Here is a 19,460-nt window from a genome sequence, read left to right as displayed (position 1 = left end):
AATTTTAGTCATTTAATATCAATGGGTTACCAGTAAATGCTCTCGTGCCATATGACTTATTCGCACCTTCCCTAGTTGACAGCCTAGATGTACAATGTGATGCGACGGCATTGTTAAACATCAATCAAAACAATCAAAATAAGAAGCTGGAGGAGATGATGGCCAACAGCGAGCACAATCAGGTTAAAGGCAGCAGGTTGGGAGCTGTAACTCAAGGGCGGTAGCATCAATTGTTGTCTATGTGTATCACTCCTGAGTGATCTGATCACCGTAGAGGGCCTTTGGTCGTCAGCATTATTCTCTTTTGTTTTCTTACTAATTTTTAAGTGTTGCCCACCCTTTGATATTCAATAGGTGTCACTACAATCACGTCCTCTCCTCTTGGACAAATTGTGGCGCCATAAGACAGCACAACATCACCAGAATTCTCTTTTTCATTAGATTGCAATCAGGAACCTTTCAATGAAGATCCTTGTGACCGGCGGTGCCGGTTTTATCGGTTCGGCTGTGGTGCGCCATATCATCCAGGATACCAACGACTCAGTTATCAACCTCGATAAACTCACCTATGCGGGCAACCTGGAATCCTTGGCCAGTGTCGCAAACAGTGAACGTTATGCTTTTGAGCAGGTGGATATCTGCAACCGTGCCGAACTGGATCGGGTGTTTGACCTGCACCAGCCGGACGCCGTGATGCACCTGGCTGCCGAGAGCCACGTAGATCGCTCCATCACAGGTCCTGCCGACTTCATCGAGACCAATATCGTCGGCACCTATATGCTGCTGGAAGCGGCGCGTGCCTATTGGAACGATCTGGACGAGGTACGCAAGGCGGCCTTCCGCTTCCACCACATCTCCACCGACGAGGTGTATGGTGACCTTCCCCATCCAGATGAAGTCGCTGCTGGTACAGTGTTGCCTCTGTTCACCGAAACCACGCCTTATGCCCCCAGTAGCCCCTATTCTGCCTCCAAGGCCTCCAGTGACCATCTGGTGCGCGCCTGGCGCCGTACTTACGGCCTGCCGACCATCGTTACCAACTGTTCCAACAACTATGGCCCGTTCCACTTCCCCGAGAAGCTGATCCCGCTGGTCATCCTCAATGCGCTGGATGGCAAGCCGCTGCCTGTCTATGGCAAGGGCGACCAGATCCGTGACTGGCTCTATGTGGAAGATCACGCCCGCGCGCTCTATACCGTGGTCACCACAGGTGTGATCGGCGAGACTTACAACATCGGCGGTCATAACGAGAAACAGAATCTGGACGTCGTTCATACCATCTGTGATCTGCTGGATGAGATGGTGCCCAAGTCTGGTTCCTATCGCGAGCAAATCACCTATGTGGCTGACCGCCCCGGTCATGATCGCCGTTATGCCATTGACGCCAGCAAGATGAGCGCCGAGCTTGCCTGGCAACCGCAAGAGACTTTTGAAACTGGTCTTCGCAAGACGCTACAGTGGTATCTAGAGCACACTGAATGGGTCAACAACGTCAAAAATGGCAATTATCAATCGTGGATCACTAAGCAGTATGGGAATAACTGATTCTTTACGTAAATAGAAATATATCAGCTCATATGTTGCATGAGATTATTGATATTTTGAGTCTTTGTAGCTAATAACAGGAATAGGGTATGAGCAAGAAGAAGGTCCTGACAGTGTTTGGCACTAGACCCGAAGCGATAAAAATGGCTCCATTAGTGCACGCATTGTCTGCTGATGACCGCTTCGAATCTAAAGTATGTGTGACGGCACAGCATCGAGAAATGTTGGATCAGGTTTTAGAATTGTTTGAAATAACCCCTGATTTTGACCTGAATTTGATGCAGTCAGGGCAGACGCTCAATGAGATTACAGCTAGAATATTGTTAGAGATTAAGCCTGTTTTACAGAGTTTTAAACCTGACGTTGTATTGGTCCATGGTGATACAGCTACAACATTTGCTGCCAGCCTTGCTGCCTATTATGAACAAATTTCGGTCGGCCATGTTGAAGCTGGTCTTCGAACGGGAAATATATATTCTCCATGGCCGGAAGAAGCTAACCGTAAGTTAACCGGAGCTTTAGCGAAATATCACTTTGCACCAACAGAGACATCTAAGTGTAATTTGATAGTGGAAAACTATGCCGAGAGTAATATTTTTGTAACCGGCAATACAGTTATTGATGCTCTATTGCTAGTGAAAGCTAAAATTGACAATGATCCCGGTCTTAATGCCAGTCTTGCGGCACAGTTTCCGTTCCTAAGAGAGAGCAAAAAACTGGTACTAGTAACAGGTCATCGCCGTGAAAGTTTCGGTGGGGGGTTTGAACGTATCTGTGAAGCATTGGCTATCACAGCAAATGCCAACCCTAATGTACAAATTGTGTATCCTATGCATCTCAATCCCAATGTCCGCGAGCCGGTAAGTCGTATATTGGGGAAGGTTGAGAATATAATTCTTATTGAGCCCCAAGAGTATCTACCATTTATTTACCTGATGATGCAATCTCATGTCATATTGACGGACTCTGGAGGTATTCAGGAAGAGGCTCCTGCTCTAGGTAAACCAGTACTGGTGATGCGTGATACGACAGAGCGCCCTGAGGCCGTTTCCGCTGGTACCGTAAGGTTAGTTGGCACTGATATTGATAAAATAGTGTCGGAACTAACACTCTTGTTGGATGATGATATTGCATACCAGAAAATGAGCGTAGCGCACAATCCGTATGGTGATGGTGCGGCTTGCACCAGAATTTTGAATAAATTGGCAGATTGAATTTAACCTATCAGGAAAAAGCAATGTCTTTCAATACTATTTCAGTTGTCGGTTTGGGATATATTGGTTTGCCGACTGCAGCGATGTTTGCTTCACGTAAAGTGAGAGTAATTGGTGTCGACGTTAATCAGCATGCTGTGGACACGATAAATCAGGGGAAGATTCACATTGTTGAACCTGAACTTGACCTGTTGGTACAGGCTGCTGTAGCTAATGGATATTTGACAGCAGTCAATACCCCCAAACCTGCCGATGCATTTTTGATTGCAGTACCGACACCTTTTCTACCTTGCATCGTGGGTGAGGTGCCTGCTCCTGATCTCAGTTATATTGAGTCGGCATGCCGAGCTATTGCTCCTGTGTTGAAAAAGGGTGATTTGGTTATTCTGGAGTCGACTTCCCCTGTAGGTGCGACTGAGCAAGTTGCAGCTTGGCTGTCCGCTGCCCGCCCGGATTTAACTTTCCCCCAAGATGTCCAGGAGAATGCTGACATTAATGTGGCCCATTGCCCTGAGCGAGTATTACCAGGTCATGTGGTTCGTGAGCTGGTACAGAATGATCGAGTGATTGGCGGTATGTCGGCCAAATGCTCTTCTCGTTCGGTAGAACTGTATAAAATATTTGTTGAAGGTGACTGTATTGTCACCAACGCACGAACTGCAGAGATGGCAAAGCTCACTGAAAATAGTTTTCGGGATGTGAATATCGCATTCGCTAATGAGCTTTCGATGATCTGTGACCGATTGGATATTAATGTATGGGAGTTAATTAACCTTGCCAATCGCCATCCTCGAGTCAATATTTTGCAGCCAGGTCCAGGTGTGGGAGGCCACTGTATCGCTGTAGATCCTTGGTTTATTGTAAGTAAAACACCTGAACAGGCTCGATTGATCCACACAGCTCGCACTGTCAATGATAGCAAGCCTGAGTGGGTGATAGATAAGGTTAAATTGGCAATAACGGATTACCTGCAAGCAAATCCAACTAAAACTGCTACAGATGTTACCATTGCTTGTTACGGTTTGGCGTTCAAGCCAGATATAGATGACTTGAGAGAAAGCCCGTCACTCGATATAGCAAAAGCCATAATCGACATGCATAGTGGTAAAGTTCTGTTAGTCGAGCCAAATATCACTCAGCTGCCCAAAAAACTGGCTGGGCAAAATCTTGTATCCGCTGACCAAGCATTAACAGAATCAAACATTCATGTGATGCTGGTAAACCATAAATCATTTTATGAAATTGATTCATCCGGTTTGGATTTAGTTATTGATACCAAAGGAATTTGGTAAGTAAAAGCCACATTATATTACGTGATGTGAATACTTAGGTCAGCTATTATCAATAATATAAATTGATGGATATATGGCCTTTTAATCATTCCTTATGAGAAGGTTAGATAATTGAAAGGTATTATTCTTGCTGGTGGCTCTGGTACTCGCCTTTATCCCATTACTATGGGGGTTTCTAAGCAATTACTACCAGTCTATGACAAACCAATGATCTACTATCCACTGTCCGTTTTGATGCTAGCAGGGATAAGAGATGTGCTGATAATAACAACTCCTGAGGATCAAGCAAGTTTCAAACGCCTACTCGGAAATGGGAGTAGTTTTGGGATAGCTATTCAATATGCAGTGCAAGAAAAACCAAATGGCATTGCTGAAGCCTTCATTATAGGTGAAGAGTTTATCGGGAAAGATTCGGTCTGCTTAGTATTAGGAGATAACATTTTCTATGGCCAAGGCTTAACCGACAAACTGAAAGGGGCTGTTGATTCTCTGAAAGGTGCTACTGTATTCGGCTATCAAGTTAAGGATCCGGAGCGATTTGGTGTAGTTGAGTTTGATTCGTCCTTTCAAGCAATTAGTATTGAAGAAAAACCGGCTAAACCGAAGTCGAATTGGGCTATAACTGGCCTGTATTTTTATGACAACAATGTTGTAAATATTGCAAAGTCTATAAATCCATCAGAGCGCGGCGAGTTAGAAATAACATCGATTAATCAGGAATACTTATCTATTAATGAATTAAATGTTCAATTGCTAGGAAGAGGATTCGCATGGCTGGATTCGGGTACACATGACTCTTTATTAGATGCAAGCCAATTCATCCAAACTATTGAACAGCGTCAAGGATTAAAGGTTGCATGTCTTGAAGAAATAGCATGGCGTAGCGGTTGGTTGAATGACATAGATATCTTTATTAAATCTAAATCGTTACTAAAAACCGGATATGGTGTTTATTTAGAAGAGCTATTGAAAAAATGAATATTACTTACTCTATAAAAGAATGGGAAAGTAATTTTTTCAAGAGAGCAATATATTCTGCTGAATTACAAGATAGTCACAGTTTGCATTCTGATAGTGTTGATGGCTTGGTAACATGCAATATTGACAGCCATGATTACGACAAGTTAGATGCGCTTTGCAAATTTGGCTATTCCTATATAGAAGGGGATATCGATTTTTGTAAGAAAATCAACTTTATCGAAAGTGATAACTTTAATCAGGAGTTGATAGCAACTTCAAATGACATAGTAGAATTGTCTGCCATTGTCAAGGGACTATATAGGTTTAGTAGATTCAGAGAGCCTTGGTTTAGAGAGAAGGAACGGGATCTTTTTTACCTTATGTGGCTTGAAAACGCTGTAAATGGCTCCTTTGATGATATCTGTATTATCAGTAAAGATAATGTTGGTGCTATTGCTGGCTTTGCTACTGTCAAGATCACGGAATCGTCGGCTAGGATAGGTCTGTTAGGTGTGCGAAAAAATAGCGAGCGATCCGGCGTAGCATCTTACTTGCTTTCTCAGGCAGAAGAGTTCGCGATGCTAAAAAATGCAGATCAAATATGTGTATCGACACAGATCTCAAATATATCAGCCATACGCCTTTATACAAAAAATAGCTTTATTCCATCCTCCACATCCATTTGGTTATATAAAAATGAAATCCATACCATTTAATCTTCCCCCCATTGTCGGAAAAGAACTTGAGTATATCGATCTTGCTATTAATAGCGGGAGGCTATGCGGTGATGGTCATTTTACTAAGAAATGTCAGGCATGGTTAGAGCAGAATTTTAATGCCCCTCTCTCTCTTCTTACTCCATCATGTACTGCATCATTAGAGATGGCTGCAATCTTGATCGATATCCAGCCTGGTGATGAAGTCATCATGCCTTCTTATACTTTCGTCTCCACTGCAAATGCTTTTGTTTTACGAGGTGCGAAGGTTGTTTTTGTGGATATTCGACCAGACACAATGAACATTGATGAAAAGTTGATTGAGTTGGCTATCACGAATAAAACAAAAGCAATTGTGCCTGTTCATTATGCTGGTGTCGGCTGTGATATGGATGTCATCATGACGTTGGCAAAGAAATATAATTTATGGGTGATTGAAGATGCTGCCCAAGGTGTGATGGCTAAATATAAAAATAAATACCTAGGAACTATCGGTCATATTGGATGTTATTCCTTTCATGAAACTAAAAATTATTCATCTGGTGGTGAAGGTGGGGCGATTATCATCAATGACCCTGCATTGATAGAGCGTGCAGAAATAATAAGAGAAAAAGGTACAAACAGAAAAGCATTTCTAGATGGGCAGGTAGATAAGTATACTTGGCGCGATGTAGGATCTAGTTTTCTTCTTTCTGATCTACAGGCAGCCTTCTTATATGCCCAATTGGACAAGTCGGTGAAAATCAATGAGCGACGTATAGCTTTGTGGAAGCGTTATTATAATGCATTTTCTGGTCTAAACTTGCCACACATACCAATTGAATGCCAACATAATGCTCATATGTTTTATATAAAGTTGGAGAATAAGAAATCTCGTTCTAATTTTATTTCAAAAATGAAAAGTGCTGGCATCACTACACCTTTCCACTATGTTCCTCTCCATAGTTGTGAGGCGGGGGCTCGCTTCGGAAGATTTTTCGGTGAAGATGTTTATACCACGAGAGAAAGTGAACGACTGGTTAGGCTGCCATTGTTTTATAACATCTCAGATGATGATATTGATCTTGTTATAAAAGAAGTGTTGGAGGCCTTGTGTTAAAAGCAAGGCACTACGTGACATCAGCTGCACTGACACTTACAAAGCTTGTCAGTGCGTTGCTGGTGGGGAAAATATTTGCTTTAAATGGAACGAAAGAGGAGTTTGGTGTATATAATCAACTATTTTCAGTAATGGCCCTGCTAACAGCTCTTGTATCATTTGGCTCACAGAATGCTATGGCTGCATTGTTAAAACGAAATGGTGATGATCATCGGATTCTAAAAGTATCACTCGTTCTGGTTTCTTTACTTTGTTGTCTCATTAGCCTTTCTTTTTTATTATTTAATGTTCCTATATCAAACGTCCTTTTCCCTAATATCGATGACTCCTCATCATTACTCTATTTATTGTCTTTCTCATTGTTTTTGTATGCATATAGCGCACTATTTACAGGGTTAGCATCGGCTTATGGAGATACTAAGAAAATATTGTTTGCTAATCTATCTACACCGCTCATTGGCGGTATTGTGCTGTTTGTCACTGCGTTAAATAATATAAAGCATGCTAACTATGTATATATTTTCATGCCAGGATTACCAGCATTATATTTCATCTGTCATTATAGAAATAATATCATTAAGGCTGTGAACTCCAAAACTGAACGTTTTTTGTTTAAATCACACTTAAAGTATTCAGCTATGGGGGTGCTGGGCTTGGTCTCTGTACCTTTATATCAAGTCCATTTACGCAGTGTGCTGGGGGAGACGAATAACTGGGATTTGATTGGCAACTGGGGGGTGATGACACGCTTTACAGATCTACTTTTGATATTTATCAATATTTTATTCAGTGTTTTTCTTGTGCCATCGATTGCCCAATCCACTTCAAACAAGTTGCAAGGTTTTCTACGTTCAGTATTTAAACTATGTATTTTCTCTTTTTCATCCTTGCTGTTAATATATTTGTTTAGAGAGTGGTTAGTAACTCTTGTGTTTGATGGAAAGTTTTTACCAGCGGTAAATGAAAGTGGGTTTATATATCAGTTACTAGGGGATTTCTTTAAAATATTGGCATTTTCTATCGCTTATTATATTTTAATAGAAGGGCGCTTGGTTTTTAATGTTATTCTGCAGTTTACACAATTAGCTATTTATATATTTTTGATTTCATCATTTGGTCATCATGACTTGAATGGGTTGGGCATGGCGAATTTTCTAACATATGCAGCCTATACTGTCATTGTTATTTTGTCATTTCTGTTGTTGATTCGGACCAGCGTTAAAAAAGAAGCCAGTCATGATAGTTCTAAATAAGAATCTACTTTTTATTATAAATACCATTGAATTGGGTGGTGTCGAGACCTATGCATTACGATTGGCAAAGGAATATTTATTTCAGCATCATGAGAAGATGTCTGTTCTTGTTTTATCTCGTCGCTCAAATAGTGCTTATTTGTTACAGCAGTTTTTATTATATGCCAATGTTATCTACCTAGATGAGTTAACCTTTATACGAACAGATTTTCAATTGCCTCCTAGGATTAATAGCTTAATCCCCTTCAATGCGTCAGCTGTAAAAAAGCGCCTCGGAGATGTAGGGCATGTTCATGCGATAGATGAAATTACTTTAGTTGTTGCGATGAGGCTTCATAGAATTTTGTCTGCTATAGCAGTTAGTGTCGGTGTCTACCATTCTAAGTTGTTTACTTGGGGAGGAGAACCGACATCATATAGTCTTCGCTTTCCTCGATATCTTTTTTCTACATGGTTACCAAAAGAGAACATTCTATTTTTTAATTATGCTTCTCGAAAGGAAGTGGAAGGATATTTTTCAACTGACTTTGAGCGATCTCCTGTATTTCCTCTTGGGGTTATCGAATCTGGGGAAAAAAAAATTACAGCACATGCTAAATTTGGTAAATTAGTGAGTATTGGTCGATTGGTTGACTTTAAGACCTATAATGAAAATGTCATTCGCGCGTTACCTCATATTCGAACAGTTATTCCTCAGATTGAATATCACATCTATGGTGATGGTCCAGAAAGGAAGAATCTTGAGAAGCTTGCGGATTCATTGAACTTGGCAGATATAGTTCATTTTCATGGTAATATAGAATATAGTGACTTTTCATCTGTCTTGGAGGATTGTTGGTGTTTTGTTGGTTCCGGTACAGCGATTGTGGAAGCAGCAAGCCTAGGGATGGTCAGTATTGTTGGAACTGAATCATCAAAAACCAGTTCTGGTTTCTTCCATAACATTAGTGGTTTCGATTATAACGAGTCAAGCTCTGATCATGAGTATGAATATCATGAGCTGATCTTTGAACTTTTAAATTATGACTTGGCTGTGTTGTCAGAAGCTTCAAAAAATAAATCAAAAATTTTTTCACTCAGCAATAATGTAAATGTTTTTTATAATGTTAGGAATGAAATAGAACAACCAAAATTTAGCTTTTTGATGTATGTATTCTCATCGTTTTTCACATCCTTATATAATAAAATAAATAGGAAAGGGGGGAGTAGGCTTGGTTGATTCTCGATATAAGTCAGACATGATATTTATTTTTTGCTTGTTCACCCTAGTGTTTATTAAGGGAGTGATTGACTCGTTTTTTTTAATTCCCGCTTACTCTGTTATTATACTCATATTATCCATGCTATGGATGATGAAGAAAAAGTTTAGATTCAATCTGTATTTTTTTGAATTATTTTCAATAATTTTCTTATTGCTATTGTCGGTTATGTCATTTGATTCACTAGATAGATTTCTATGGGGGATATACTACTCCTTTTTGTTTTTATTTTTTACTATATTTTTTAGATCTGTCATACATGATGAACGTATGTTTTCATTTTTTCTTGGCTATTTTTTGTTATTCGTGATTGTGGCCATATTGGTTTCTTTTGCTCAGTTTTTAGGTGGTGTATATGTGGCTGAACCTGAATACCCATTCGCAATATTAAGAACAACACCATCATTATTTAATGGGAGCTCTGTCTATCTGTTTGTATCGATAGGGCTGGCTATTTGTATTTCACTATATATTTACCAATTGAGGCAGAACAAACTTTTTGTTGCCTTGGCTTTTCTTTTATTTATATGCATTTTGTTAACCTTTTCTAGAAAATCAATTCTTGTTTCCGCATTGGTGCTATTTTCTTTCTTTGTATTTCTTGGTGCTAAAAATCTAAGCGGCATTCGATATTTCTGTTTTTCGATATTTATTTTAATTTCCGCATCTATAGTGGCTGCATTTCTTTTTTATAGTGGGCTATTGGACCGATACACATTACTTTTTTCAACATATTTTTCTCTAGATGGAGATGTACCGGCCAGGACATTATTGTATTTACATTCTCTCATGCTAGCCGAACGAGAGTTCCCTCTTGGTACTGGACCTGGTTCATTTGCAAGTGCATATGCGGCGACAAATTATAGTAATATATACACTGAGCTCGGATATGAGAGTGTTATGGGCTTACAGCCAATGGAGCTAGGTGGACCAAATTATCTTATGGATACATTTTGGCCACATGTGATTGCCGAGTATGGTTTTTTAGGTGGAGGTGTATATTTGGCTCTTTGGCTATATCCCTGCTACAGGGTTATTAAAAATAGAAATAAAATACCAGCCAGGCTCATCTTCTTAGTTCTGAGCTGTTATTTTGTTATTTTTATAGAATCGCTAGGAGGCTCATATCCTTCACAACTATACTTTGTGATTATGTATTCTTTTGTTTCTGTCGCTGCCTTCAGGAGTTTAGATGCTAAAAGTTTTAGTTGTATCAAACATGTATCCATGTAAACACCATCCATATTTTGGTATATTTGTAAAGGAACAAGTTGAGGCGACAGAGAATACTAAGTCATGTGAACTGACAGTTGCGCATACATCAGGAGTAAGAGGTGTTTTTAAGTATGGGCCAAAATTACTTTTTGATGTATTGAAGAAGGTTTTATTTCAAAAGTTTGATGTTATTCATGTCCATTTTGGAATGACTGCTCTTGTGATTCTTCCGGCACTTTTTCTTGCTCGCTTTCATGGGGCTAGATTAATATTAACTGTGCATGGTTCGGATGTGTTAGGCGCTAGCAAGATTGTAACTAGAGGTTCTCGTTGGGTTAGTCGATGGTTTGATAGGGTTATTGCTGTGAGTATGGAGCTCAAACATGAGCTTGATTTCTTAGGTGAAAAGGTAATATGGATCCCATGTGGTATTTCTGATGAGTTCTTCGATTCTCAATTTCAACGTCCTGTAGAAGATTATGTGCTATTTCCGTCTTCCCCAGAGCGTCCTGAAAAGAACTTTCAACGCTTTCTCCGTGTCTGTGAGTTGACCCGCAATAAACCTAGCTATAAATGTTTAGTAAACATGGGGCGAGAGGAGGTACTAGAGTGTATAAGTGGTGCTGCGTGTGTTGTAATGACCTCTATATATGAGGGGTCACCACAGACAATTAAAGAGGCACTGGCTCTAGGTACTCCCGTAGTATCCACCCCTGTTGGTGATGTTCCCTTGATCCTATCTGGATTTGAAAACTCTCTTGCGAGTATGTCAGACCAACTCCTCGCGGAAAAAATAGATTTTATTATGGATGATAGAAAGCGTGAGAAAATAAATGCGGTCTTCGTCAGGCAATATAAACAAGAACATGTTATTAGAAAGATACTCGATACATATGAACATTGATAAGATAGAACTAGGTGGTATAACCCTAACAGGGTTTAATTCTATTGAACAGGCTGGAGAGATAATATCTGGTGAGCTTTTTGGAAAAGCTTCATATGCAGTTGCAATAAATCCTGAAAAAATAATAACAGCAATCGATGACGATGTCTTAAGAAATATATTGTCTTTATCAACACTAAATTATATGGATGGTATTGGTGTTGTTAAAGCTACAAACGAAAAATACTCTAAAAATTTCTCACGTATCCCTGGGTGTGATTTGTGGGAGGAGTTGATGAAGCGAGCAGCGGAGAAAAATACTCCGGTATATATTATCGGTGCATCTGAAGCGGTCTCAATAAATGTAGCAGAAAAGCTAGTTTCTAGCCTGGGTGTAAACTTGGTTGGGAGGCAAAATGGTTATTTTGATGATGAGAAATTAGTTATAGATATGATAAAGCAATCTGGCGCTCAATTCGTCTCCATTGCCATGGGTTCTCCGAGGCAAGAAAAGCTTATCCAAAAGTGTCTGAATAGTGGTGTTCAGGCATTTTTCATGGGAGTTGGAGGAACCTATGATGTATTCACCGGAGAGGTCATTCGCGCACCTAAGTTTTTCCAGGCATTGAATTTAGAATGGGCTTTTAGGCTGTTATTGCAACCACAAAGAATATTCAGGCAGTCAAAATTAATTCGTTTTTATACTTTATGGAAAACAGGTAAGCTTTGATTTTTGATATCTTTTATATAAGAGAATCTTTTTGTAGTGCTTTGAGTTTTGAGAGGTGTTTTTTTTATACTTACGAACTAGCAATGTATATTGTTAGGTTCTTTGAGTCTCTACGTGACTGTTATGAATTGTGAGTTATATTTTATGGAATATATAGCCCTATTTTTTACTGCGCTTTTCGTACTATGGATTGCAAGAGTAGTAGCAAAAAAAATTAACTTGGTTGATCGCCCTAATGAGCGGAAGTTGCATCAAGGTATGGTTCCTCTTGTTGGTGGTATATCTATCTATTTTACGTTGATGCTAGCACTATGGTTTAAGCAGGAACTGTTAGCAAACTCTGATATTTATGTTCTTTGTGCCTCTGTACTAGTAATCATGGGGGCGATTGATGACAAGTATGATGTCGATTACCGGATTCGTTTGGTAGTTCAGATATTAATTTCTTGCGCAATGATCTTTGGTGCTGGCCTATCTTTAAAAAGCTTGGGGGGGGTCCTTTTAGGATTCGAACTAACATTAGGGCCCTTAGGATATATAGTTACTGTTTTTGCTGTGCTCGGCGCGATCAATGCGTTCAATATGGTCGATGGTATCGATGGGTTGCTCGGTGGGTTAACCATGGTTACTTTTGGGGCGCTATCTTACATTAATTATGTTGATCATCAATTACCGCTGGCTCGTTTCTGTCTGATGATGATGATCGTAGTTCTTCCCTATATATTATTAAATTTAGGTTTTCCATTTGGAGTGCGAAAAAAAGTCTTCATGGGAGACGCGGGGAGTATGCTAATCGGTTTTACAGTGATCTGGGTTTTGTTGCAGGGTACTCAAGGGCCTAAAGCACAGATGAACCCGGTTACGGCGCTTTGGCTGATTGCGATTCCTCTTATGGATATGACTTGCATAATGGTGCGACGTATTCGCAAGGGGGTTTCACCTTTCAAGCCGGATCGCGAACATCTACATCATATCTGCATGAGGGCTGGGCTTTCGTCGCATCAGGCATTGATTGTGATTTGCAGTATTGCTTCTTTACTTGCTGCAGTAGGGATTGGACTTGAATATGGCGCTGTACCGGAATGGATCAGTTTACTCCTCTTTATTCTGGTCTTTATTTTTTATTATCAATTGATTAGCAATATTTGGCGTATTCTCGCCAGAATCCGACCCAAGACTGCCAATGAGCCACTTTGATAACCAAGTACACCAACTTATATTGGGTGGCACGGGGCAGTTAGGGCTGACGTTTCTCTATTTGACCGATAACAGGGTTGCATGCTTTCCTAATCGAATGGATGTCGATTTTCTTGCTCCTGAAAAACTAGCCGACTTGGTGATGCAGTGTCGGCCAAAAGTGATAATCAACACAGTTGCCTATACCCAAGTCGACCAGGCTGAGACTAAACCAATGTTGGCTTATCAGATAAATTCTCTGGCGGTGGAGGCATTAGCCTCCGCAGCCAAGAGAGTGGGGGCCTTATTGGTTCATTTTTCTACTGACTATGTCTTTGATGGCAGTGGAAATAGAGCGTGGCGGGAGGATGATGCGCCAGCTCCTCTCAATGTGTATGGCCTCAGCAAGTGGCGGGGTGAGCAGGCTATTTTGGATAGTGGTTGCCGCCATCTAATACTCAGAACTAGCTGGCTGCATAGTCCTCACAGGCACAATTTTTTGAAAACAGTGTTGTGTCTAGGACTGGAAAAAGATTCTTTGCCCGTGATCTGCGATCAAATTGGGTCACCCACATCAGCGGCTATGTTGGCCGCTGTAACACTCCGAGCCATTACAATGTCGCTTGATAATCCGGGTTTGGATGGTACTTACCATGTCGCTGCCTCAGGATTTGTAAGTTGGTACCACTATGCCGATTTTATTTTTAAGGAGGCTTATAATATGGGGATATTGAATAAAGTGCCTGCTATCATTCCAATAGCGAGTGGTGATTATGTGAGTGCTGCTCCCAGACCTTTAAACTCTCGGCTTGATGCAAGTCGTTTTTGTCAAACTTTTGGTCTGAGTTTGCCATTTTGGAAAATTGGAGTAAGAGACACACTTCAGTTATTGGTGAAAGAGCAATGAAATTAGCTTCATTAAATGATAGATGATTGAATGAAATTTGAACCACTTTCCATTCCTGATGTTAAATTAATTCACCACACTCTTCATAGAGATGAGCGTGGTGAATTGATGGAATTATTTCGCCAAAGCGAGTTTGTAAGGTATTGTGGTGACTTTTCCTTCGTGCAGGAGAACTTAAGTCGGTCCAAACAAGGAACACTACGCGGATTGCACTACCAGGGGGAGCAGTCACAAGGTAAACTAGTACAATCTCTTTCTGGGACTATCTTTGATGTGGCGGTCGATCTGCGTCGAGAGAGTCCAACATATGGTCAATGGGTTGGGCAGTTGCTTTCCGCAGAGGAAGCTATTTCTTTATGGATTCCCCCTGGTTTTGCTCATGGGTTCTACGTGTTAACTGAATGGGCTCATGTGCTTTATAAATGTACAGACTATTACAATCCTGAAGATGAGCGCACACTTAATTGGGCTGAACCTGCACTGGCTATTGTTTGGCCTCTGATAGCTGATATGCCCCTGATTTTATCTGATAGAGATCGTCAGGCACCTTTAGGCCTTCCCTGAACTTATTAGGAAATGAGTGTCGTTATGACTAATAAAGAGATAACCTCCAAATCTGATGCCCAATTGCTGCAAGGTTGGCAGTCTTCATCCAGCGAGGAGCTCGATCTGCGCGAGCTCGCGCTAGTGCTGTGGCGGCAGAAGATGCTGATCATTATCCTCACAGTACTGTTTGCTGTTTTTGGGGTTGTTTATGCATTGAGTGCTCCCGAGCAGTGGTCTACCAAGGCGGTGATCACGGCTCCCAAGCCGGAAGATTTGTTGCCAATGCGCAAGGTTGCGATACAAGCCGAAGCCTTGGGACTTAAGGGGTTCCCTAGTGGTAAGGTTCTTTATCAAGAGTTTATTCAGGAATTTAATGCTTACGAAAATCGTCGGGAATATTTGAAAGCAAGCCCACTGTTTGCCGAGCAGGTAGAAGAGTTGGGACTTGATGATAAGGCTCGTCGGCGCTGGCTGCGTGACTGGGCCAAACTGATGTCAGCCGCACCTGTAGACAAGAAGGGGGAGGTTCCGGGTATTGAGATCAGCTTCTCAGCCCCTACAGCTGAGGGCTCCTTGGTAATGTTAGAAGGTTATATCGATTACATCATCAAGTTACAGCAACAGAAGGTGGTTCACCGACTCAGTGAAGAGCGTGTGCTCCAACTGGAGGGGATCTCTACCCGATATGTGCTGATGCAGGAAGATGCCAAGCGCGCTCTGAAACAGGATGTTTCTGAGACGGCATTAGCCAACAGCATTGCTAAGGCAGCAGGAGTCAGTGCTCCGTTAGAAAACTACGACAGTCGTGAACGTTTCTCAATCTCGCTGGGAACTAAGGGATTGGATGAAAGACTCGCTTTGCTCAAATCTCTTGATATTGAACTCTACAAGCCTGAGTTACCAAAGTTAAAGGTACAGATGGCACGCTTGAAACAAATTTCTTTAGAAGGAATAAGCTTCCGCCCCTTCTCTTATCTGGATGCCCCCGATGAGCCTCTGACTCGCGACAAGCCCAAGCGCCCCTTGGTCGTGGTGCTGGCCACCCTGCTCGGCGGCATGCTGGGGGTGGGCATAGTGCTGGTGCGCCATGCGTTTCGCAAGCCCGAGCCAGAACATGCATAATCGATGCCAAGTGCATCAAAGGGGGCTCGGCCCCCTTTTTGTTGCCTGGGGGATAGTGTTATGAACATGAATGCATGGAGGTCAGGGAAGATGACGTCAACAGCAAGGGCCTTTGGGGTGATCAGCGTGCTGTACTGGCTGCTGGGTATGCATTTCTTTATGCACAACCCCGGCGGGGCCGGGCTCTACCTGCCGTTCAACGCCTGGGGCTGGATCTTCGCGAGCCTGGTGATGGCCCTGGGGCTGTGGCAGGTCACCCTCAACCAGCGGCTGATGGTCTCGCCGCTGCTGACGGCCCTGTGGCTTGGCGGCTTGCTGCTGTTGCTGCCCATGGCCTATCCCGGCTTCGCGCTCAAGGATTATGCCATTCCCCGGCTGCTGGGGCTGTTTGCCGGCCTGCTGTTCCTCGCCAGCCTCTACCAGTGGCGGCTGGATCGCGGCGCGCGCGACCGGCTGCTCTATCTGCTGCTGGGTGCCGTCGCCATAGAGGCGCTGCTCGGCCTGGTGCAGTACTACCTGCTGGTGCCGGGCAACTGGCTGGGCTATGACACCAAGGTCAACCGCCCCTACGGCATCTTCCAGCAACCCAACGTGATGGCGAGCTTCATGGCGACTGGTCTGTCGCTGGCCATCTGGCTGGAGATGAGGGGGCACGCCAACCCCTGGCTCAAAGGGTTGCGTTATGGCGTGATCCTCGCGACGTCGGTGTTGCTGGTGGTGCTGCAGTCGCGTGTGGGGCAACTGGGTGGGCTGCTGGCACTGTCCCTGCTTGTTCCGCAGCTCTATCGCCAGCACCAGTTGGGCAGGGTTCTGGCGCTGGTTGGGTTGGGCATAGCCTTGGGGCTGCTATCTCTCTACGGATTATCGGGGGTCAAACGGGGTCTTGAAATCTATCAATCCGGCGGCATGCGCTCGGTCTACTGGCCCTATGCTGCCAGGCTCATCGCCGAGGCACCCTGGACCGGCTGGGGCTACGGCAGCTTCGAGTCCGTTTTTCTTCAGCACTACATGGCCGACAAGGCGCTGAACCCCGCCATGGTGCAGATCGAATACAACCTGGATCACCCCCACAACGAGTTTCTCTACTGGGCGGTGGAGGGGGGGCTGGCCCCCATGCTCGGCATGGTGCTGATGGGGGTCGCCCTGCTGTGGCGGCTGGGTCGTGCTGGCATCGTCAGGGGGGCGGCCTTGCTGGCCCTGGTCACGCCCATCCTGCTGCATACCCAGACCGAATATCCCTTCTACCACGCCATTGCCCTGTGGTGGGCGCTGCTGTTGCTCATCCATGTGGTGGATGCGGAAGTGGAGGAGGAGGGGCTGGCCGGCCACGCCAACTGGCGGGAGCATGTCTGTCGCCCCTGGCTCTTGCTGCGCTTCGCGGCCATCGCCATTCCCCTCATAGTCGTGCCCTTTATGCTGACGGCCCTGCACACCGCCTGGGTGGTGACCAAGTATGAGCGGGGCGGTTACAAGCAGCCGGCGCTTCTGCTCGACATCGTCAATCCCATGGCCTGGCTGACCCGGGTGGAGTTTGACGTGAACGCGGTGCGGCTGATGGTGGGCCTGCAGAGCAACAACAAGGGGGAGCTGGAGGCCTATCTCGACTGGGGACAGGGGTTCGTGCGCCATACCCCCAGGGCCAATATTTACGCCAACATGGTGATCGCCCTCAATGCCCTGGGGAGGCGTGAGGAGGCCGATCGCCTGCGGGCCGAGGCCCTGGTGCTTTATCCGGGTGAGCCCTTGCTCACCGGCTCGGCGGCGAGATCCGTTGCCGCGACCCTGGAGCGCAAGCCCTCTTCATAGTCCGGAGTGACAGCTGCGTATTCCGGCGAAGTTGAACAGCCATTCCGGCCAACGTGAACACCCTGATCCTTAACGCGCTCACGTCATCTCGTTTCTAACTCGACTGTTCAGATTGGGTCAACTCACTTCTCCTCTTCCTCATCGATTCTCCCTTCAGTGACAGCCGGTGAGCGTTGTGCATCAGCCGGTCCAGGATCGCATCTGCCAGGGTGTTGTCACCCAAGCTCGCGTACCACTCTTCAGTTGGCAGCTGACTGACCACTATCGTCGAGTATTTCCCATACCGATCATCCATGATCTCCAGCAGTGCGTTGCGCTGTTCGGCACTCACCGCTTCCAGTCCCCAGTCATCCAGGATCAGCAGCTCTATCCTTGCCAGTTGACCCAACAGTCTGGCGTAACTGCCATCTACCTTGGCCTGGCTCAGCTCAAGCAGCAGACGTGGCAGCCGGTAGTAACGAGTGCTATGCCCTTGCTGACAGGCTTGGTAGCCCAGCGCACAAGCCAGGTAGGTTTTTCCACAGCCACAGGGGCCGGTAATGAGCAGGTTCTGGCCCCGGCGCAGCCACTCTCCTTGGGCCAGGTTTGCTACCTGTGACCGCTCCAGGTTGCGTGCTGACTGGTAGTCCAGCTCCTGCACCGTGGCCTGGAGTTTGAGCCTTGCCTGCTTGACCAGCCGAGTTTGCTTACGCTGCTCCCGGCTCAGTTGTTCGTGTTCGACCAGCAGGCTTAGCCGCTCGATGAAGGGCAGCCCTTCGTAGGTACTCGCATGTTCCAGTTGTTGTTGCACGGCATCCGCCATGCCGGTCAGTTTCAGGTTTCTCAGGCGGGTCAGGGTTTGTTGGGTCATGGGGCGTATCCTCTTTAGTGGAAGCTCTGGGGGCCACGGATGTTCTCGTGCTCTTGCGGTAACTCTGGGTAGCTCAGCGGGCTTGCGGGCAGTTGGTCGCGGCCACTGGTCAGCACCGACTTGAGCTGTTTGAGTCGCACCAGACCTTCCCGGTTGGCCAACTGGCAACAGGCTTCAACCCGTGATGGCGGATACTCCCGGCTAAGACTCAGCAGCCCCAGGCAGAGTCGGTATGCCTGCTCGGCATGGGCTTTCTCTTCCAACCGTTCGCTAACCCAGCACAAGGTGCTCGGTCCGATGTCAGCAGCCCACTGTTTAAGACGCCCTGGGGTCCAGCGTTGCTGCTTGCTGTGACGTTCCGGCATGTGCTCAGGGAGCGTGCTCATCCCCGGGATGGTTTTACGTGGATGGCTCGCGACCAGCTGTTGCTGGTGATAGACCTGAAGCAGTGTGTCGCCTGCATGGAGCTCCAGTTGCTGACCCACATACTGGTGTGGCACCGAGTAATGGTGCTGCTCATAGCTGACGTGATAGTCGATGTTGACCTTGACCGTTTTGATGGCGACATAGCGATAGGGATGCACCGGCAGTGGTCCCAGTGCCGGGCGGTCCAACTGCTCAAATGCGTCACGTCGGTTACCGGGCAGTTGCTTGAACGGACGCTCGTTGAGTTCGTTCAGCAAGGCACGGATGCACTGGTTGAGTTCGGCAAGCGAGAAGAAGGTCTGATGGCGTAGACGGGCCAGGATCCAGCGCTCGACGATCTGCACACCCACCTCCGCCTTGGCCTTGTCCTTGGGCTTGTAAGGACGAGCTGGCATCACCGCCACCTGATAGTGCTCGGCCAACTGCTGGTAGCTGGGGTTGAGCTCGGGATCGTATCGGCA

The 19,460-nt window shown here is 44.8% G+C and carries 17 protein-coding genes and 1 pseudogene; 16 read left to right on the top strand and 2 right to left on the bottom strand.

Annotated elements, in window-relative coordinates:
- Positions 1-462 precede the first annotated feature (462 nt).
- The 16 genes from rfbB (at position 463) to PG887_RS18720 (ending at position 17,723) form a co-directional block, all read left to right on the top strand.
- Positions 463-1,545, top strand: a complete 1,083-nt coding sequence (gene rfbB, locus PG887_RS18795; RefSeq protein WP_270822574.1) for a dTDP-glucose 4,6-dehydratase — start codon at positions 463-465, stop codon at positions 1,543-1,545.
- Between the two features lie 89 nt (positions 1,546-1,634).
- Positions 1,635-2,759 carry a non-hydrolyzing UDP-N-acetylglucosamine 2-epimerase gene (wecB, locus tag PG887_RS18790; protein ID WP_270822573.1) on the top strand — a complete coding sequence of 375 codons (1,125 nt, stop codon included), beginning with the start codon at positions 1,635-1,637 and terminating at the stop codon, positions 2,757-2,759.
- Positions 2,760-2,782: 23 nt separating this feature from the next.
- On the top strand, positions 2,783-4,051 hold the full coding sequence (gene wecC, locus PG887_RS18785) for a UDP-N-acetyl-D-mannosamine dehydrogenase (RefSeq protein WP_270822571.1): 1,269 nt from the start codon (positions 2,783-2,785) through the stop codon (positions 4,049-4,051).
- Positions 4,052-4,162: 111 nt separating this feature from the next.
- Entirely contained in the window at positions 4,163-5,029 is an 867-nt protein-coding gene (gene rfbA / locus PG887_RS18780) for a glucose-1-phosphate thymidylyltransferase RfbA (RefSeq protein ID WP_270822570.1), read from the top strand.
- Positions 5,026-5,727: a GNAT family N-acetyltransferase gene (locus PG887_RS18775; RefSeq protein ID WP_270822569.1), complete on the top strand. Its 702-nt coding sequence runs from the start codon at positions 5,026-5,028 to the stop codon at positions 5,725-5,727. Before rfbA ends, PG887_RS18775 begins: the two co-directional genes overlap by 4 nt.
- Positions 5,708-6,826: a dTDP-4-amino-4,6-dideoxygalactose transaminase gene (gene rffA / locus PG887_RS18770; RefSeq protein ID WP_270822567.1), complete on the top strand. Its 1,119-nt coding sequence runs from the start codon at positions 5,708-5,710 to the stop codon at positions 6,824-6,826. Before PG887_RS18775 ends, rffA begins: the two co-directional genes overlap by 20 nt.
- Positions 6,820-8,079, top strand: coding sequence for an oligosaccharide flippase family protein (locus tag PG887_RS18765; protein WP_270822565.1), 1,260 nt, complete (start codon positions 6,820-6,822; stop codon positions 8,077-8,079). The genes rffA and PG887_RS18765 overlap by 7 nt, the downstream gene beginning before the upstream one ends.
- Positions 8,063-9,298: a glycosyltransferase gene (locus PG887_RS18760; protein WP_270822563.1), complete on the top strand. Its 1,236-nt coding sequence runs from the start codon at positions 8,063-8,065 to the stop codon at positions 9,296-9,298. Before PG887_RS18765 ends, PG887_RS18760 begins: the two co-directional genes overlap by 17 nt.
- A 310-nt stretch (positions 9,299-9,608) precedes the next feature.
- Positions 9,609-10,571 (top strand): O-antigen ligase family protein, encoded by a 963-nt coding sequence (locus PG887_RS18755; RefSeq protein ID WP_270822562.1) that lies wholly within the window; start codon positions 9,609-9,611, stop codon positions 10,569-10,571.
- Positions 10,531-11,457 (top strand): glycosyltransferase family 4 protein, encoded by a 927-nt coding sequence (locus tag PG887_RS18750; protein ID WP_270822560.1) that lies wholly within the window; start codon positions 10,531-10,533, stop codon positions 11,455-11,457. Before PG887_RS18755 ends, PG887_RS18750 begins: the two co-directional genes overlap by 41 nt.
- Positions 11,447-12,166 carry a WecB/TagA/CpsF family glycosyltransferase gene (locus PG887_RS18745; RefSeq protein WP_270822559.1) on the top strand — a complete coding sequence of 240 codons (720 nt, stop codon included), beginning with the start codon at positions 11,447-11,449 and terminating at the stop codon, positions 12,164-12,166. The genes PG887_RS18750 and PG887_RS18745 overlap by 11 nt, the downstream gene beginning before the upstream one ends.
- A 144-nt stretch (positions 12,167-12,310) precedes the next feature.
- On the top strand, positions 12,311-13,363 hold the full coding sequence (gene wecA / locus PG887_RS18740; protein ID WP_270822558.1) for a UDP-N-acetylglucosamine--undecaprenyl-phosphate N-acetylglucosaminephosphotransferase: 1,053 nt from the start codon (positions 12,311-12,313) through the stop codon (positions 13,361-13,363).
- Positions 13,350-14,249 carry a dTDP-4-dehydrorhamnose reductase gene (gene rfbD / locus PG887_RS18735; protein ID WP_270822556.1) on the top strand — a complete coding sequence of 300 codons (900 nt, stop codon included), beginning with the start codon at positions 13,350-13,352 and terminating at the stop codon, positions 14,247-14,249. The genes wecA and rfbD overlap by 14 nt, the downstream gene beginning before the upstream one ends.
- Before the next feature lie 30 nt (positions 14,250-14,279).
- Positions 14,280-14,813 (top strand): dTDP-4-dehydrorhamnose 3,5-epimerase, encoded by a 534-nt coding sequence (gene rfbC, locus PG887_RS18730; protein WP_270822555.1) that lies wholly within the window; start codon positions 14,280-14,282, stop codon positions 14,811-14,813.
- Positions 14,814-14,837: 24 nt separating this feature from the next.
- Positions 14,838-15,917 carry an LPS O-antigen chain length determinant protein WzzB gene (locus PG887_RS18725; protein WP_270822554.1) on the top strand — a complete coding sequence of 360 codons (1,080 nt, stop codon included), beginning with the start codon at positions 14,838-14,840 and terminating at the stop codon, positions 15,915-15,917.
- Between the two features lie 90 nt (positions 15,918-16,007).
- Positions 16,008-17,723 carry a PglL family O-oligosaccharyltransferase gene (locus PG887_RS18720; protein ID WP_270822553.1) on the top strand — a complete coding sequence of 572 codons (1,716 nt, stop codon included), beginning with the start codon at positions 16,008-16,010 and terminating at the stop codon, positions 17,721-17,723.
- Positions 17,724-17,817: 94 nt separating this feature from the next.
- On the opposite strand, the gene istB is transcribed toward PG887_RS18720, so the two are convergent.
- Both istB and istA read right to left on the bottom strand, forming a co-directional pair.
- Positions 17,818-18,573: an IS21-like element ISAs29 family helper ATPase IstB gene (gene istB, locus PG887_RS18715; RefSeq protein ID WP_000194038.1), complete on the bottom strand. Its 756-nt coding sequence runs from the start codon at positions 18,571-18,573 to the stop codon at positions 17,818-17,820.
- 14 nt (positions 18,574-18,587) lie between these two features.
- A pseudogene (gene istA, locus PG887_RS18710) lies at positions 18,588-19,460 on the bottom strand (IS21-like element ISAs29 family transposase); the annotation flags it as partial.

This window comes from Aeromonas sp. QDB14 (assembly GCF_027707845.1).
Classification (GTDB): Bacteria; Pseudomonadota; Gammaproteobacteria; order Enterobacterales; family Aeromonadaceae; genus Aeromonas; species Aeromonas caviae.
This window is presented reverse-complemented; position numbering and strand designations above follow the sequence as displayed.

What these genes read in the sequence shown, in the direction of transcription:
- istB (WP_000194038.1), bottom strand. Translation starts at nt 18,573, where the DNA reads ATGACCCAACAAACCCTGACCCGCCTGAGAAACCTGAAACTGACCGGC.
- PG887_RS18775 (WP_270822569.1), top strand. Translation starts at nt 5,026, where the DNA reads ATGAATATTACTTACTCTATAAAAGAATGGGAAAGTAATTTTTTCAAG.
- rffA (WP_270822567.1), top strand. Translation starts at nt 5,708, where the DNA reads ATGAAATCCATACCATTTAATCTTCCCCCCATTGTCGGAAAAGAACTT.
- PG887_RS18755 (WP_270822562.1), top strand. Translation starts at nt 9,609, where the DNA reads ATGTTTTCATTTTTTCTTGGCTATTTTTTGTTATTCGTGATTGTGGCC.
- PG887_RS18750 (WP_270822560.1), top strand. Translation starts at nt 10,531, where the DNA reads ATGCTAAAAGTTTTAGTTGTATCAAACATGTATCCATGTAAACACCAT.
- rfbC (WP_270822555.1), top strand. Translation starts at nt 14,280, where the DNA reads ATGAAATTTGAACCACTTTCCATTCCTGATGTTAAATTAATTCACCAC.
- PG887_RS18725 (WP_270822554.1), top strand. Translation starts at nt 14,838, where the DNA reads ATGACTAATAAAGAGATAACCTCCAAATCTGATGCCCAATTGCTGCAA.
- PG887_RS18745 (WP_270822559.1), top strand. Translation starts at nt 11,447, where the DNA reads ATGAACATTGATAAGATAGAACTAGGTGGTATAACCCTAACAGGGTTT.
- wecC (WP_270822571.1), top strand. Translation starts at nt 2,783, where the DNA reads ATGTCTTTCAATACTATTTCAGTTGTCGGTTTGGGATATATTGGTTTG.
- rfbD (WP_270822556.1), top strand. Translation starts at nt 13,350, where the DNA reads ATGAGCCACTTTGATAACCAAGTACACCAACTTATATTGGGTGGCACG.
- wecB (WP_270822573.1), top strand. Translation starts at nt 1,635, where the DNA reads ATGAGCAAGAAGAAGGTCCTGACAGTGTTTGGCACTAGACCCGAAGCG.
- wecA (WP_270822558.1), top strand. Translation starts at nt 12,311, where the DNA reads ATGGAATATATAGCCCTATTTTTTACTGCGCTTTTCGTACTATGGATT.
- rfbB (WP_270822574.1), top strand. Translation starts at nt 463, where the DNA reads ATGAAGATCCTTGTGACCGGCGGTGCCGGTTTTATCGGTTCGGCTGTG.
- PG887_RS18760 (WP_270822563.1), top strand. Translation starts at nt 8,063, where the DNA reads ATGATAGTTCTAAATAAGAATCTACTTTTTATTATAAATACCATTGAA.
- PG887_RS18720 (WP_270822553.1), top strand. Translation starts at nt 16,008, where the DNA reads ATGACGTCAACAGCAAGGGCCTTTGGGGTGATCAGCGTGCTGTACTGG.